The organism is Paenibacillus sp. FSL W8-0426 (genome assembly GCF_037969725.1).
In the GTDB taxonomy this organism is placed as follows: Bacteria; Bacillota; Bacilli; order Paenibacillales; family Paenibacillaceae; genus Paenibacillus; species Paenibacillus hubeiensis.
This window is the reverse complement of record NZ_CP150203.1, coordinates 2,916,644-2,931,825: the sequence shown is the minus strand read 5'-3', so window position 1 is coordinate 2,931,825 and position 15,182 is coordinate 2,916,644. Positions and strand designations below refer to the sequence as shown.

Annotated in this window: 12 protein-coding genes; 1 reads left to right on the top strand and 11 read right to left on the bottom strand. The window is 54.2% G+C overall.

All coding sequences use genetic code 11. The annotated features are described in order from the left end of the window. Positions 1-101 precede the first annotated feature (101 nt). Entirely contained in the window at positions 102-998 is an 897-nt protein-coding gene (locus MKY59_RS13365; RefSeq protein ID WP_339277985.1) for a LysR family transcriptional regulator, read from the top strand. Positions 999-1,076: 78 nt separating this feature from the next. Here MKY59_RS13365 and murB read toward each other — a convergent pair whose 3' ends face one another. From murB to MKY59_RS13310, 11 genes are all read right to left on the bottom strand, one after another. Next, positions 1,077-2,006, bottom strand: coding sequence for a UDP-N-acetylmuramate dehydrogenase (gene murB / locus MKY59_RS13360; protein ID WP_339277984.1), 930 nt, complete (start codon positions 2,004-2,006; stop codon positions 1,077-1,079). Between the two features lie 619 nt (positions 2,007-2,625). Further along, the gene (locus MKY59_RS13355; protein WP_339277983.1) at positions 2,626-3,576 is read right to left on the bottom strand and encodes a YafY family protein; all 951 of its coding nucleotides are present in this window, start codon (positions 3,574-3,576) and stop codon (positions 2,626-2,628) included. Positions 3,577-3,695: 119 nt separating this feature from the next. Continuing rightward, positions 3,696-4,898 (bottom strand): MFS transporter, encoded by a 1,203-nt coding sequence (locus MKY59_RS13350; protein ID WP_236416935.1) that lies wholly within the window; start codon positions 4,896-4,898, stop codon positions 3,696-3,698. Positions 4,899-4,978: 80 nt separating this feature from the next. Continuing rightward, entirely contained in the window at positions 4,979-6,193 is a 1,215-nt protein-coding gene (locus tag MKY59_RS13345; RefSeq protein WP_339277982.1) for a Xaa-Pro peptidase family protein, read from the bottom strand. A gap of 18 nt (positions 6,194-6,211) precedes the next feature. Further along, positions 6,212-7,033 carry an ABC transporter permease gene (locus tag MKY59_RS13340; protein WP_339277981.1) on the bottom strand — a complete coding sequence of 274 codons (822 nt, stop codon included), beginning with the start codon at positions 7,031-7,033 and terminating at the stop codon, positions 6,212-6,214. Further along, complete coding sequence (locus MKY59_RS13335) at positions 7,026-7,943, bottom strand: ABC transporter permease (RefSeq protein WP_339277980.1); 918 nt, start codon at positions 7,941-7,943, stop codon at positions 7,026-7,028. Before MKY59_RS13335 ends, MKY59_RS13340 begins: the two co-directional genes overlap by 8 nt. Continuing rightward, complete coding sequence (locus MKY59_RS13330; protein ID WP_339277979.1) at positions 7,940-9,058, bottom strand: ABC transporter ATP-binding protein; 1,119 nt, start codon at positions 9,056-9,058, stop codon at positions 7,940-7,942. The genes MKY59_RS13335 and MKY59_RS13330 overlap by 4 nt, the downstream gene beginning before the upstream one ends. Before the next feature lie 57 nt (positions 9,059-9,115). Continuing rightward, complete coding sequence (locus tag MKY59_RS13325) at positions 9,116-10,252, bottom strand: extracellular solute-binding protein (RefSeq protein ID WP_339277978.1); 1,137 nt, start codon at positions 10,250-10,252, stop codon at positions 9,116-9,118. 57 nt (positions 10,253-10,309) lie between these two features. Next, a complete protein-coding gene (locus tag MKY59_RS13320; RefSeq protein WP_339277977.1) occupies positions 10,310-12,298 on the bottom strand; it encodes a hydantoinase B/oxoprolinase family protein in 1,989 nt (662 codons plus the stop codon). After that, complete coding sequence (locus MKY59_RS13315) at positions 12,298-14,340, bottom strand: hydantoinase/oxoprolinase family protein (protein WP_339277976.1); 2,043 nt, start codon at positions 14,338-14,340, stop codon at positions 12,298-12,300. Before MKY59_RS13315 ends, MKY59_RS13320 begins: the two co-directional genes overlap by 1 nt. Positions 14,341-14,355: 15 nt before the next feature. Continuing rightward, the gene (locus tag MKY59_RS13310) at positions 14,356-15,108 is read right to left on the bottom strand and encodes an FCD domain-containing protein (RefSeq protein ID WP_236416923.1); all 753 of its coding nucleotides are present in this window, start codon (positions 15,106-15,108) and stop codon (positions 14,356-14,358) included. Between the last annotated feature and the right edge of the window lie 74 nt (positions 15,109-15,182).

Genomic DNA, 15,182 nt, shown 5'->3' with positions numbered 1-15,182 from the left:
TGTTGTTGATGATGTCATCTTACCGGAGGTTGTTCATTTATTCCAACGCATTTTATGTTATGATTTCATGTACTTAAGGGAATAAGCAAAGGAGAATGGGGATGGAACTGTTACAATTGCACTATTTCTTGGCCGTCGCCAGGCTGGAGCATGTCACCGAGGCAGCACGGAGCTTGCACGTTACCCAGTCTTCGTTAAGCAAAACGATTCAGCGGCTTGAAGAGGATTTGGGGGTGCCCCTCTTCGACCGTACGGGAAGGAAATTGCGGCTGAATGAATTCGGTAACCGTTTCCTTCAGCGTGCGGAGAGAGCATTATTTGAATTGGAACAGGGACAGCAGGAGCTCAAGGACTTGTCCGGTCCGGAACACGGTACGTTGGAGCTGGCCGTAACCACTGCAAGCCGGCTGCCGCAAATTTTGAGCATTTTTCGGCAAAAGCACCCTCATCTTCATTTTCATGTGCAAATGCTGACCACGGATGAGATGCTGGTTCGCCTTCATCGCGGAGAGGTCGACTTCTGCCTGTCTTCGCCCCCGGTTAAATCGGATGAAATTCACTGCGAAACGGTATATGCCGACCCGATTCTCGTGGCCGTCCCCCATGGTCATCGACTGGCCAATCGGCACAGCGTGCCTTTGTCGGAATTAAAGGACGAATGGTTTATTGGCGTAAAAAAAGGCTACGCTACGCGCGACCTCGTCGATGCCAGATGCCGATCGGTCGGATTCGTACCCAACTACGTGTACGAAGGAGATGAACCCGCCAGGCTGAGCTCGCTGGTGGAAGCCGGGATCGGCATTGGATTCATCCCGGGCACAGCAAAAAATCCGAGAGAGCGGATATCTTATTTGCGAGTAGAAGACGTTCAGTTGGTGCGGGAAATCGCCCTGTTATCGCACAAAAACCGATATATCTCTCGTGCCGCCCATGATTTTCGCGAGGTCGTTGTCGAGTACTTCGCGACGTTATCATTAGAAGATCAGCACCAGACATGAAAATGAAGAGGACCTGCCGCTCGGCTTGAGCTGCAGGTCCTTTTACCAAAATCTTCGGTTATGGTTATAGATGCGTGCTTAGCTGCCTGCCGGCGCCTCATCACCAATGATGATGACTTCCGTCTCCAGGTCCACGTTGAATTTGCGGCTCACCGTTTCCTGAATGAGCGCGATCATTTCGATGTAATCCTGCGCCGTCGCATTGTCCACGTTAACGATGAAACCCGAATGTTTACGGGACACTTCCGCGCCGCCGATCCGGGTTCCCTGCAGCCCGCTATCTTGAATCAGCTTGCCCGCGAAATATCCCTCCGGACGTTTAAACACGCTTCCGCAGGAAGCATATTCAAGCGGCTGTTTGGACTCCCGCGCATAGGTCAGTTCATCCATTTTGGCCTTAATCTGCACCGGATCTCCAGGCGCCAGGTTGAGCTTGATATCGATGATGATGTCCTTCTTGCCCATAAATACGCTCTTGCGATAGCCAAGCAGCATATCTTCGCTCTGCAGCGTCATTATTTCTCCCGCCTCAGTGACAATCGTCGCCGACTCCATCACATCGGACATTTGGCCGCCATAAGCTCCGGCGTTCATGTAGAGCGCTCCACCGACCGAGCCCGGAATGCCGCAGGCAAATTCAAGACCCGTGAGGCTGGATGCCAGCGCCTGTCTGGAAACGTCTATGATCGCCGCCCCGCTCTGGGCGATGATCGTGTTTCCGTACACTTCAATCTTGTTCAGGTTTTGGAGGGACATCGTAATGCCGCGAATGCCGCCGTCCCGCACGATCATGTTCGAACCATAGCCCAGAATCGTCAACGGGATGTCATTCCCGGCTGATCGTTTCACGATGGCTGCCACTTCGTCGACCGTTGTCGGGAACATCAGCACATCGGCGGCGCCGCCCAATCTTGTATACGTATAATTCCGGATCAATTCGGAATATTTGATATGTTCCTCGGGGAAATCGCCAAACAGGGTTTGGCATAATGCCTGATAAGAATTCATGATTTCTACCACCTTGTCTTCAATACATGTATATATCATTATACGCCGGGTTGCCCGGTTTTGCCCAAACAAATCCGAACGTTATTATAAATTCGCAAAAGAACTGCGAATCAGCCACCGTTTTGAAGCGTCGCGTTCGGCGGCCAGCAAGCGTTGAATATGCTCATTATACTAATCGATCCAGAAGTGCTTGACAAGTATACTGCATTGAAATTAATGTATAGAACTCGCACTGGCCATGACCGGATTCATCTGCATCCATCATTGGTTTTGCCGCCTTTAACACGGTTACCGCCCTTTCTTCCAGCTATGCCCTGATTCTCGCTGCCCGATTCTTGCAGGCGTTGCTTTGCTGGCATCGCACTGCTCATATCCCTTGCCCGGAAATACAGCTTTCCCGCAAAATAAGGCGGCTGCTATGTCCGAATGCCAAAGACCGCTCCCCGACATTAGACGGGAGCGGTCTTCGGCATCTTCTTTTTATATGCACAAGGGCGTAAATCCGCAGCAAAAATTGCCGAACGGCTGGGGGATGCCGATCCTTTTACCTTTTCTAAGGCAATTTATAAAATACTATAACGTCGTTCCCTCGAAGTTCAATTGACGTTTGGGATTCTGTTCAGTAGCGCGCCATCATGTGCATGATTTCCTGTCTAACCCTCAAGCGGAATGATTCCGGCTCCAATACTTCAACGTCCGCTCCCCAGCCGAGAATCCATTGCAGCAGTTCTTCCTCCTGTCGAACCCGGAAATGAACCACGTATCCCTCCGGCTGCCATTCTTCCGTTTCCATGTAGTGAATGTTCGTTTCTTTCACCCGATCCGCTACAGCTGGATTGAAACGGGCAGAAATACGGACATCCCGATCGTCTCGCGGCATGTATTCATGTAAATTAAAGCCGGTGGGCACTTCGAACCTTTCTTCCGTCATAACGGGATTACTGATTCGGGATACCTTGAAATGACGGGTGTCTCCCCGAAGGTCGCAATGCGCGAGCAGCATCCAACCGGCTTGCACCAACACAAGCCCGAGCGGGGCCACAGTCCGTTCGCTAGCCCGGTTTCCGCTTGGTTCGGGTACCCTTTTGACATAGTTGAAACGCAATTTGTTGCCTGACAGCATCGCGGAACGTATCAGATCCAGGTGTGACTTCTCGGATCGTTTGTGCTCATGCTGCTTCAAATCGGGCAGCATGCGTATGCTGCCGAGAATTCGCTTCGCTTCGTTTTGAATCGGTTCAGGCAAAATCGCTTCGATTTTCCGGCGCGACGATTGCGCATTCTTCCCGTATCGGTCATCGAAACGCCGCTCCACGAAATCGGCTCCGATCAGCAAAGTTACGGCCTCCTCTGCCGTAAAACTGACGGGAGGCAAAAAGTAACCCTCCATTAACGAATATCCGGTGCCGGGGGCACCAACAATAGGCACGCCAGCTTCGCTAAGCGCCTGAATATCCCGGTAAATCGTTCTGACGCTTGTCTCCAGCTTGGCCGCCAGTTCCTGGCCTTTGATCACTCTGGTACGCTGAAGCTCCAGAACGATGGCTAGCTGCCGTTCGGTTTTGTTCATTCGCCCCGCTCCCTTCATGTCCAGATTATATCGCCTCACCCATCAGAATACAAAAACGCTGCTGACACCGTTATGTCAGCAGCGCTTCAATTCATTTTTTCACTTGTTCGTGCCGAATGTCAGCAGATCGGATTGCCGCTCTCCCGCCCGGCTCGCCCGTTCAAGAGAAAACGGCATAACGCGAAGCCAGCCATGGCGTACACCCCGATCATGCCCACAATGCCGATCCATCCGAAATGACTGTATATGTATCCTCCACCGGTTCCGCTAACGCTTGAACCCACATAATAAAAGAATAAATACAGGGCGTTTGCCTGTGACTTGTGATTTTCTGCAACGAGACCTACCCAGCTGCTGGCAATGGAATGTCCGCCAAAAAATCCAAAGGCAAACAATGCGAGGCCCACGATTTTGACCCACAGCGCCGAATGCATGGTACAGATCGCGCCCGCCAGAATGATCGCAATAGCAATGCCGAGTACATGGGAACGCCCATAACGGTCCGCAAGCCTGCCCATCCAGGTGCTGCTTACGGTGCCCATGAGATATACGACGAAAAGACTGCCTACCAGGGATTGGCTGAGGTGATACGGCGCACCGGTCAGTTCAAAGCCGATGTAATTGAACAGCGTAACAAAGCCTCCCATCAGCAAAAAGCCAAGCCCGTACAAACTCAGGAGCCGGGGATTCCGGCATTGTGACCATAGAAGGCATATCGCCTGGCGCAAGCCGGGAGAAGTCTTGACGAAATTCCGCGACAGCGGAATCAGCAGCCAGAAGACGACGGCTGCGCACAGGCCGAGCATGCCGATAAATCCGATCGCTGTACGCCAACTGAACCAGTCGGTAATGACCCCGCTGATAAATCGCCCGGCGAGCCCCCCGATCGAATTGCCGCTGATGTACAATCCCATGGCGTACCCCAGGCTTGCGGGTTCGATTTCTTCGGACAAATACGTCATCGCCGTGGCAGGCAGACCTGCAAGCGCCACGCCTTGCAGAACGCGGAGCAACAACAGGTCGGCATATCCGTGGCTGAATGCGCTCAGAATGGCAATGACGGAAGACAGCACCAAGGATGCCGTCATGATCAAGCGCCGCCCAAGGGCGTCGGACAACGTGCCGATAAACAACATCGTAATGGCCATCGCCACCGTTGAAACGGAAAGCGTCAGGCTGGATTGTGCCGGAGTAATGGCAAATGCATCGCTAATCTCCGGCATGAGCGGTTGGAGGCTGTATAACAGCGCAAACGTAACGAATCCTGCGGCAAACAGCGCAAGGCTAATGTTTCGAAACGTCTTGGTTCCCTGCTGAATCATTGAAATTCCAACTTTCTCGGCAGGAAAGCTCCTGGATCGGCAGCTGCCTGATCGCTTGCTTTGAAGCCTTCCGGGATTCGTTATTTCGTGAACAATTTGCGCTCCATGCGAGTCAGAAACTCATATCCGTCCGGCGTCACGACCACCGTGTCTTCGATCTGGAAGCCGCCTGCGCCGAGTTCGTAATAAGGCACCTCTACGCACAGCACCATGCCAGGCTCCAGAATGTGCTGGTCGCCCGGGGAAACGGTCAGGTCATCATACAGCTCCAGGCCGATGGCATGCCCGACATGCTGTCTACGGTAATGCGGGATGCCTTCGCGCTGTACGCGGGACACTGCCGCATGAAATATGTCTGCGGCCTTTACGCCAGGGCGTACGGCTTCAAGCGCCGTCTCCCATCCGCTTTTTACGGCGTTGAAATGCTTTTTCATCCATGCCGTCGGTTCGCCGGCAACGACGGTACGTCCCGTATCAGCCCAGTAGCCGTCCAACTGCATGCATAGATCGAAGCGGATTTGGTCCCCTTGCTCGATCGTATGGAAATAGTTTTCGATCAGCGGCAAGGCGCTGCGCGGTCCTGCTCCCACGGCCGTCATGGCCGGCGTTCCGCCTGCGCGCATCACGGCAAGCCGATAATGGTCTGCCAGTTCCTTTTCATGCACGCCTGCCGCGATAAGCTCGATCAGCTCCCGCTCGATCCGTTCATTGACCTCAGCGGCGCGGCGCAGCCGTTCGATCTCGAACGGCGTTTTCACAAGTCGGATATGCCGGAACAATGTATACGCGGGAACAACAGCCCCATCCGGCAAGGCATCTTGGACCTGGGCCCAAACATCCGGCGCAATCCGCATTTCGTCGATGCCGATAGGCTGATTTTCAATGCCAAGGTGCTTCAACGCAGCAAACAAGGCATCTGCCGCTCCTTTGTGAATCACCGTCGTTTGCAGCAAGGAATAGAACAGATCAATGTCAGCGGTGGAAGGTTTGCCTTCGATTGTTCCCTCAACAAAGAAATCGCTATAAGCAAAAATGTCAACGTTTGTGATGCCGAACTGGGCGACGACCCCCAGACGATTCGTCGGAATGACGATGCACGGCCTTGCCGAACGGTCGGCGGGCAGTATGGCATAGATCTGCATCGTCCAATTGCTGGCTCGCAATTGCGATCCAATGACATAATGGATATTTTCCGGCGTTGTGGCAACCAGCGCTTGGAGTCCCTGCGCTTTCATGACTTCATCCGCACGGTCCCTGTTCAAGCTTGAACCTTCGGATGGTTGCTGTGGATTCATAGTTTCGAGTCCTCCCTTTTATTTTTTTCTGCTGCCAAACCATCCTTCGAGTCCCGGAATGGAGCGAAGCACCAGCTTGATCGCCATGAATAGTGCCGAGGCACCGACGATCAGTACAACCGACACGGCCGCGATCGTGGGGTCCTGCCACTTCTCCATGTAGAGGAAAAGCTGGATCGGCAGCGTATAGCTGTCCTGGCGCAGCAGCAGCAGCGCAGCTTCGACCTGGTCAAACGTAAATACAAATGCGATCGACCCGGACAACAACATGGCGAATTTGAGCTGCGGCAGCGTAATGGTGAAAAAGATCCGCCACGGGCTTGCCCCGAGATCGGCCGCAGCCTCCCGATGGACCGGCTTCAGGTTCGCCAACGCACTGCCCACAATGGTCAATATAAATGGCAGCACGATGACGGCTTCTCCCAATACAAGTCCGAACAGTCCGCCAGCGATGTGCATTTTGGAGAACAGAATCAGATAGGCGATTCCCAGCGTAATTTTCGGCATGACCATGGGCGATACAAAGAAAGCCCGCAGCAATCCCGCACCCGGGAAAGGATGCTGCACGATGGCTACTGCAGCGAGCGTCCCCGTTACCAATGCCAGCAATACGGCTCCCGCCGATGCGATCAGGCTGTTTTTGAAAGCATCAAGAAACTGGGTTTGCTCCCGCAGATTGGCATACCATTCCAAGGTGAAGCCTTGGGGCGGAAATTTGCTTGCCGATCCGGAACCTACGGACGTGAATGCAATCATTAATAGTGGGAGCAACAAGTATACGGCGACCGCCCCAACGAACACCGCGAGAAGCCATTTGGTTACGCGTCCCGACTTAACCATGTGCACGTCCTCCTTCCCTGGAACGACGGAACATAAGCCATTCCGCACCTTTGTTGACCAGCAGCGACACCACGACGGATGACACCAGCAGGAACAGGCTTGCCACTGCCGCCATCGGCCAGTTTGTGTCCAGTGTTCGCTGGTAGATGAAGACCGGCAGCGTCATCACCCTGCCCCCGCCGATCAGCTGAGGGGTCGTAAATGCAGTCAGGCACAGCGTAAACACGATCTGGATGCCGCTTGCAATACCTCTGGCCGACAATGGCAGCGTAATGGTAAAAAAGGTTCGCCAGCTGCCGGCTCCGAGATCCTGCGCCGCCGCTTTGAGCGAAGCATCGCTCTGCGACAGCACGTTCAAGATTGGAAAGACCATAAACGGCAGAAAGATGTGCACAAGGGCAATGACAACGCCCGTCTCGTTATTCATCATATTGAACCCTTCCTCGGTCATGCCCAGATGAATGAACAGCCAGTTCATGAAACCTTGTTTGGACAGAAGCAACTGCCAGCCATAGGAACGAACCACTGCACTCACGAGCAGCGGCAGAAACGTAAGCAGCAGCAAAAACTGCTTCCATCCCGGTTTCTTCAAACCAGCGATGCAATACGCGAGCGGATATGCAAGCAACAGGCTCCACGCTGTAACCTTAAACGCGATGCGGAACGTGTTTCCGATCAGTTTCCAATAATATGGATCCGATAGAAACGCGCGGTACGTGCTTAAGTCCCAACCTCGAACCAGCTTGCCGTTGTCGTACATGTCGAAGCTGTATCTTCCGAAAATCAGCAATCCGCCGAGATACACAATGCCCATTAGCAGCAATGCCGGCAAAAGGAGCAGCAATTGGGTCGTCCATTTGCGGTTGCCGGACGAATACATGTTTACGACCTTTTCGGTAATCCGGCTCATGATGCCGCACCCGCACCGGAGTCAGCGAGCAGCAAGGCATCTTCCGGATCAAAACCGAGCTGCACGGCTTCGCCCGGCGCATAGCGCAATCCTCCGCGCTGATGCGGAACACTTGCTTGGATGCGCAGGTTACCCAGCGTTTCGATGACATAACGGATACTTGCTCCGCCGTACACACTTTCGATAACACGGCCTTGCAATTGGTTGGTGCAGTTGGCCGCCTCGTCTCCAAGACGAATATACTCGTAGCGAATCGATAACGAATGCTTCGCACCTTGCCGGAATGCGTCAGGTTCTTCGTTTGTTCCCGCAAGCAGCGAATGCCCCTGAATGCTCACGCGGATCCCATTTGAAGCGGGCTCGTCCACGGACACGTCCAGTAGATTCGTATCCCCAATAAACTTGGCCACAAAGCTGTTGGCAGGTTTCTCATAAATTTCGTCCGGCGTCGCGTATTGAAGCAATTGGCCTGCACGCATAACGCCGATGCGGTCGGACATGTTCATCGCCTCGCTTTGGTCATGCGTGACGAAGATAAAGGTGCCGCCGAATTCGCGCTGGATGCGCTTCAGTTCCCGCTGCATGTCGAGGCGCAGCTGCATATCGAGCGCGGAGAGCGGTTCGTCCAGCAGCAGCACTTCGGGTTTGTTGATCAGCGCTCTCGCAATCGCTACGCGCTGTGCCTGTCCGCCGGACAGCTGCGATACGGCCCGTCTGCCGTAATCCCCAAGCTGCACAAGTTCCAGCATCTCATGGACCTGGCGTTTGATCTCGGCTTTAGGCGTCTTTTTCACCTTGAGTCCGTAAGCGATGTTGTTGAATACATCCATGTGCGGAAACAGCGCCAGCTGCTGGAAAATCATATTGCTGCTGCGGCCGTATGCCGGAACGCCCGTGACATCCTGCCCGCCGAGCATGATGATTCCGTCATCGGGCTGTTCGAGCCCGCCCAGCATTCGGAGCAGCGTCGTTTTGCCGCAGCCGCTCGGGCCCAGAAGGGAGACAAACTCTCCCTTGTTGACCTGAAGCGTAACTTGATCGACGGCAGCCCGTCCCCCATAAATTTTCGTAACGCGCTTTGCCTCGATCGAGACGGATTCCTGCCCATTGCTCATCTCGGGTCCTCCTATCCCTGCCTGGGGATAAATTCGTCTATGTTCCAGGCGACTATATTATTGAAGATTGGTTTTGACGAGGCGATCCCACAGTTCCTTCCATGCAGAGCTGTCCCGGGCGAGCACGTCCCAATCGGGATTGATGCCATTGCTTTGCGTTTCTACCGAGAACGAAGGATCATCCTTGTATTTATCCGGCACGGCAGCGGCAGTGCTGGTCACCGGCGTGCCGGTTGCTTCGGCGTAACGTGTCAGCGCGTCGGCACTCAGCAGCTCATTGATGATTTCATTGGCCACGCGTGTTTGTTCAGGCGTCGAACCTTTGACGACTTGGAGCGAATACGGGAACGAAATCGCTCCTTCTTTCGGGTAGGCTACGGCAAGCGGCGAACCGCCGTCGATCCAGGTTTGGGCGACCTGTGCGCTGAATGGCGCAATCAGGGCATCGCCGGATTCGAGCAGTGCTTTCAACTGGTCATTGGATGTAACGAGGGTCCCGATTTGGTCGCTATGGTCAGCCCAATATTGGAATGCAGGTTCGGGATTGTCATACGATGCGCCGATCTCCTGTCCTTTGGTCGCGATCAGCGGCGAAATATAGGAATAGAACATGTAATCCCACAATGCCGTCTTGCCTTTGAATTGCTCGTTCTCCCACAGGTCGTTCCAGCTCGTCGGCGGCGTGGTTACCAGATCCTTGTTGTAAACGAGGGCAAAGCTCGATACGCCCCACACGACGCCTTTGTTGTCAGGCTGGTGGAACTGCTCGGGAATGTCCTTGATGTTCGTCACGATGCTGGTATCCAGCGGCTCCCACATGTCATCGTTCACACCTTTGGCCGTGGCATCCGCGTTAAAGTAACCGAAGTTGACGACAGGGTTATCCGGGTCGGCCTGTTTGCCTGCTACCATTTTGGGATACATGATTGCATTGGAGGATTCCTCGAAAGTAACTTCAACGTTCGGATGTTCCTTGACATATTCGGCAACCACTTCTTTAGGCACGATATCCTGGTTGGAGCCTGCCCAGATAAACATGGTCAGCTTGATTTTTTCGCCGCTGCTGTCCGAAGCACCCCCACTCTCGGAAGCTGTACCCGAGTTGCTTGCCCCGCCGCAGGCCGAAAGTACAAGCGAAGCGGTCAGCGTCAACGAAGCCAGGCTGAAAAAACGTTTGCGGTTTGATTTAAACATACGAATTCCCCCATAAGATTAGTTGGTTAATACGATTACAAGTTTACATGTTCAGGCTTACTGATGACCGATTCCCTGTAGTCCGATGTTTTTCCTCAACCCGTTCACGATGGCGGCTATTTCCTGTGGCGTCACGGATGAACCAGCGGCATGTCTTTGTTCCACGATATCCATCGTCCGGCGTTTCAAATAATCCCGGAGGGCGAGTGGATATTCCTTTAGTGCCTGTCCCAGCGTCAACTGCATCTCATCGCTCCAGATTGCTTCAAATTGTTCCCTGGTCGGACCATAGCTGAATTCTTGCGCATGCTGCTGCTTGGCAGACCGCAGTGCGTGTGTCCCAGACTCGTCGACATCCGTGCCCTTCACTACGACGCCGTAAAGCTCCCGCGCTTTTTCCAGGGAAAGCAAACCGCTTCGAACGTCTGCCAGCACCGACTGTGCATGCCGGTTTAACGGGTTGCCGTATCCTCCCCCGCCTTGGGACAGGAAGGTTACGGTATCCCCGGGTTGCAGCAGCAGTTCGTCAATCCGGCCAAGATTTTTCTCTTCCGGAAGTCCCGCGTTAAGGATGGCCTCTCCATGCGTGCCGACATCGCCGCCCAGCCTGCCCCATGGCTGAAACTCCATGCGTTCCATATTCCGTGCTGTCATGATCGTATCCGGTGTTACGATTCTGACGCGCAATGCGATCCCGCTTCCACCGCGATATTCGCCGGCGCCCGCCGAATCTTCACGGAGCCCGTAATGCTCGATCAGCACCGGCATTTCGGACTCGACCGTTTCGGCCGGAATGTTGCGCAGGTGTCCAACGGCAAAATCCATTCCGTCAATACCGTCTTTCATCGGCCTTGCTCCTGAACCGCCGCAAATCGGTTGAATGACCCCGACCTTTTTCTTTCCGTCCGCTGCGTCCGTCATCGCCATCATGACGATGCACGCTTGCCCCGCGCCGGCTGCGGGTACTTTGCTCGCCTCGGCTTTGCCAAGAGCGCCCGTGATCACGTCCATCAGACGGATGAACGTTGCCGCCCGTGCCCCGACGGCAGCCATCGGTTCCGGATTGAGCACCGAGGCCGGCGGCGCGTAATTGCGCACCATTCGAATCATGCCGGAGTTCCATGGGATCGTCGGGTCCAGCGTGCGGAAATAGCGAATCAACGCCGGTACAAGCATGTAATGCCCTTGCTGATTATGCGTCGGGATATTGAACGAAGCCCGAACCTGAGGATCGGTGCCGCTAAAATCGAGATGAATGTCGCTATCCTCGATCGTCATCTTGCAGCGCAAGCGGATGGGGTATCCTCCGGGTCCCTTCTCGAGATAATCCCAGAAATCGTAAGCTCCGTCCGGAATATCCCGAACGATGGCACGTGCCTTCATTTCGGCATATTCGAGCAATTGCTCGATGCCTTGCTCAATCCGTTCCACGCCATAACGAGCGACCAGTTCGGCAAGGCGCTGTTCACCCCGGTTCAGGGCAGCCATCAGCGCTTTGAGGTCGCCAAGGTTTTGCTCCGGAATCCGGCTGTTATCCAGAAACAATCGCATGACATGCTCGTTCAACACGCCAGCTTCATATAACTTGACCGGAGCGATGCGAATGCCTTCCATGTGAATATCGTACGCGCTGGGAGATACGCTCCCCGGCACCTTGCCGCCAACATCGGATGAGTGCACGAAACACATGCCGTAAGCAATGACGCGCCCCTCGTGGAAGTAGGGTTTGATCAGATGAATGTCGGGAAGGTGGGTCACCATGCCTTTCGTGGCATAAGGATCATTGCAGATAACCAAATCCCCTTCCTGCCAATCCTCGATACTACGTATCGTCGCTTCTGCAGGAATACCGAGCGAGAGGTTATAACCTGTTTCCAGCGGTGAACCAAACGTCTCCCCTGAAGGAGACAACAGATATGTGCCGAAATCGCCGGTCTCTTTGACAAAAGCGGTAAACCCTGTTCGCAGAACGACGTTCGCCATTTCCTCGACCGCTGCTTGGATCCGATTGTTGAAAATTTCCAGAAACACCTTGTCCGCGATCATTACGTCGCCTCCCCGATCAGATTGCCATGCGCGTCCCTGCGTACGTTAAAACCTGGAGGTACAAAAATCGTCGTATCATACTCCTCCACGATAACCGGACCCGGGATGCCCGCATCCAGCGGAATCTGTTCCCTTGTCAACACTTTCGCAATTCTCGGCGCATGATCGAACGTTATGTTTCGTTCCTCTGCTCCACTTGCGTGGTTGACCTGGGCAAACGAATCCACGCTCCCATGGCTCGGCACGATGCCGACAATCGTCGCCCGCAGGCTGATGAACATCACTTCCGATTCCGGCTGGCTGATTCCGAACACATTTTGATAGAATGTATGGAACTTTGATTTTGCCTTTTCGGGATGGTCAATTTCTTCCTGCGTCAATGCAATTTCCAAATCAAAGGCCTGCCCTTCATATCGCATATCGGCGCTATAGAGACAGTAGACGCTCTCCAGTTCCACGCCGCCCCGTGCCTCTACCTCTACCCAGCTTCGTCCCTGCCGTTCCAGATCCGCATAAAAGGAAGCCAACTCTCCGCCTGCTAAAGCTTGGCTGCTCTTGTGAAGCGAAAAGACAAAGTCGTTTCGGAGATTGGCCACCGTGCAGCCCATCGCACATAACGTTCCAGGAGCAGGCGGAACAAGCACTCGGCGGATGCCGACTTCCCGCGCCATCAGAAATGCATGCATGGGGCCGGCTCCCCCATAAGCCAGCAGTGTGAAATCGCGCGGATCAATGCCCTTGCGAGCCATGAGCGGCGAAAATTGGGCATACATGTTGGCTGTGGCGACATCGAGAATCGCCTGTGCCGTTTGCGTTGCATCAAGGCCCAGCCTATGGCCCACAGCGTTCAGTGCACGTTCCGCAAGCTCAGGATAGAGATGCATCTGGCCGCCGAGAAAACGATCCGCCTGCAGGATGCCGAGCTGCAAGTATGCGTCTGTCGTTGTGGGCTCCTCACCGCCCCGGCCGTAACACGCAGGACCTGGATAAGCCCCGGCGCTGCGTGGGCCAACCTTAAGGACGCCGACCGTGTCCAGCCATGCAACCGATCCGCCTCCAGCCCCGATGGCCGTAACGTCCACGGCAGGCAAGATGACCGGAAAATCACCGACTTTGTTCTCGGTGGAATACGCCGGCTCTTTGTCGATCAAAGCCACATCCACACTTGTGCCACCCATGTCGAACGTAATGACTTGATCGATGCCTGCCTTCCGGGCAATATGCGTCGCTGCAATGACGCCTGAGGCAGGTCCCGAAAGCAAGGTGCGAACAGGCTCGCTAGCCGCACTTGCCGCTGTCATGATGCCGCCATTGGACATCGTGGAGAGCAGGTTTGCTTTTAACCCATATTCATGAATACCCTCCTGAAGCCGTACAAAGTAAGAGCCCATGCGTTCTCCCACATATGCATTCATGGCGGTGGCCAGCGTACGCTCGAATTCGCGCTGCTGCGGCCAAATGGCGCTGCTTCGGCAAATGAACAATTGCGGATGACGTTCCCGGATGATTTCTTCCGCTTCCTTCTCATGAGCAGGGTTGGCGTAAGAGTGCATAAAGCTGATCGCCAGCGCCGTAATGCCTTCCTCCACCAGTTCGTCAACTGCTTGAACAAGCTGATCACTGTTTAGCGGCTGCAGCACGTCCCCGCTTGCAAGCGCCCGTTCGTCGATTTCTTTGACGAGATATCTCGGTACAAGCGCCTCCGTCTTATCGCCGTACAGGTTCGTCGTATCCTCCAAGCGAAGTCTCCGGATTTCAAGAATGTCGCGGAAACCCTTTGTAACAAGCAGCCCTGTAACCGCTCCGTTGCGTTCGATCAATGTGTTGACGCCAAGCGTCGTGCCGTGGACGAACAGGTCGATATCGCCAATGTTCACGCCTTGTGCCTGAAGCTGATCCAATGCGTTAAAGATGGCCCGTTCAGGCGCTTCGGCGATGGATGGCGTCTTCAGCGCAGCGATCATCCTGCCTTGCCGATCCGTCACCAGCGCGTCCGTGAACGTGCCCCCGATGTCGATACCCAAGCGATAGTTTGTGGTCACAAGTTCATCTCCTTTTCAACGCGCTTTCTCGATGCTAAGCGACTGGTTTTTCATGGAAAAATAACGTTTGACGTCCTCAATCATCTGGTTGATGTGATTGACCATCGCGGCTTCGGCATCTTCCGGAGAACGCGATATAATGGCATCCAGAATCTGACGGTGATCGACCACTAATTCGCTCCCGACCGTACGCCGGATATACGCGGTCTCCAGAAAGTCCCTGCTCGTGTCCCATACCAATTCGACGGCATGGAGCAAGAACTGGTTCTGGGCCGCATAAGCCAGCAGCCGGTGGAATTCCCGATCTTCCTCATAAGGAATAACGTTCTGCGCCAATTGCCGGTTCTGTGCCTCGATGGATTGTTCGAGCAGATGGATGTACTCTTTCGTGGCACGTTCCGCAGCCAGCGAAGCAATCTCCCGTTCCAGCGCCCTTCGGGCGACGAGAATGTCGAGCAGCGCTTTTTCGCCCGAATGGTTCAGCGTCTGAATCAGGCGCGAGTTCACGTTTTTCTGCTGCAATTCCCGTTCCGTCGTCTTCAGTCGTTCCAGGCCCGCTTCGGTCAATACACGGCCTTTTCGCCCTTCAAGCACCGTGTACCCCTCGACATCCATTTCCATAAGCCGTCTTCCGATGGTAGCCTGGCTCAGGCCGTATCTTTTTCCCAACGTATGCACGAGCGTGCTTGCACCGACAGGAGCAATCGCATCCCGAAGTTGTTTCAAGAGCTCGTACTCCAATTCCAATTCGTATAACTCTGGAGCCACATGTTTCCCCCCTTGTATGTAGGTTTTCTTTTTTATTGTTACTCACTGATGATTAACGTATTACATGAAGTATA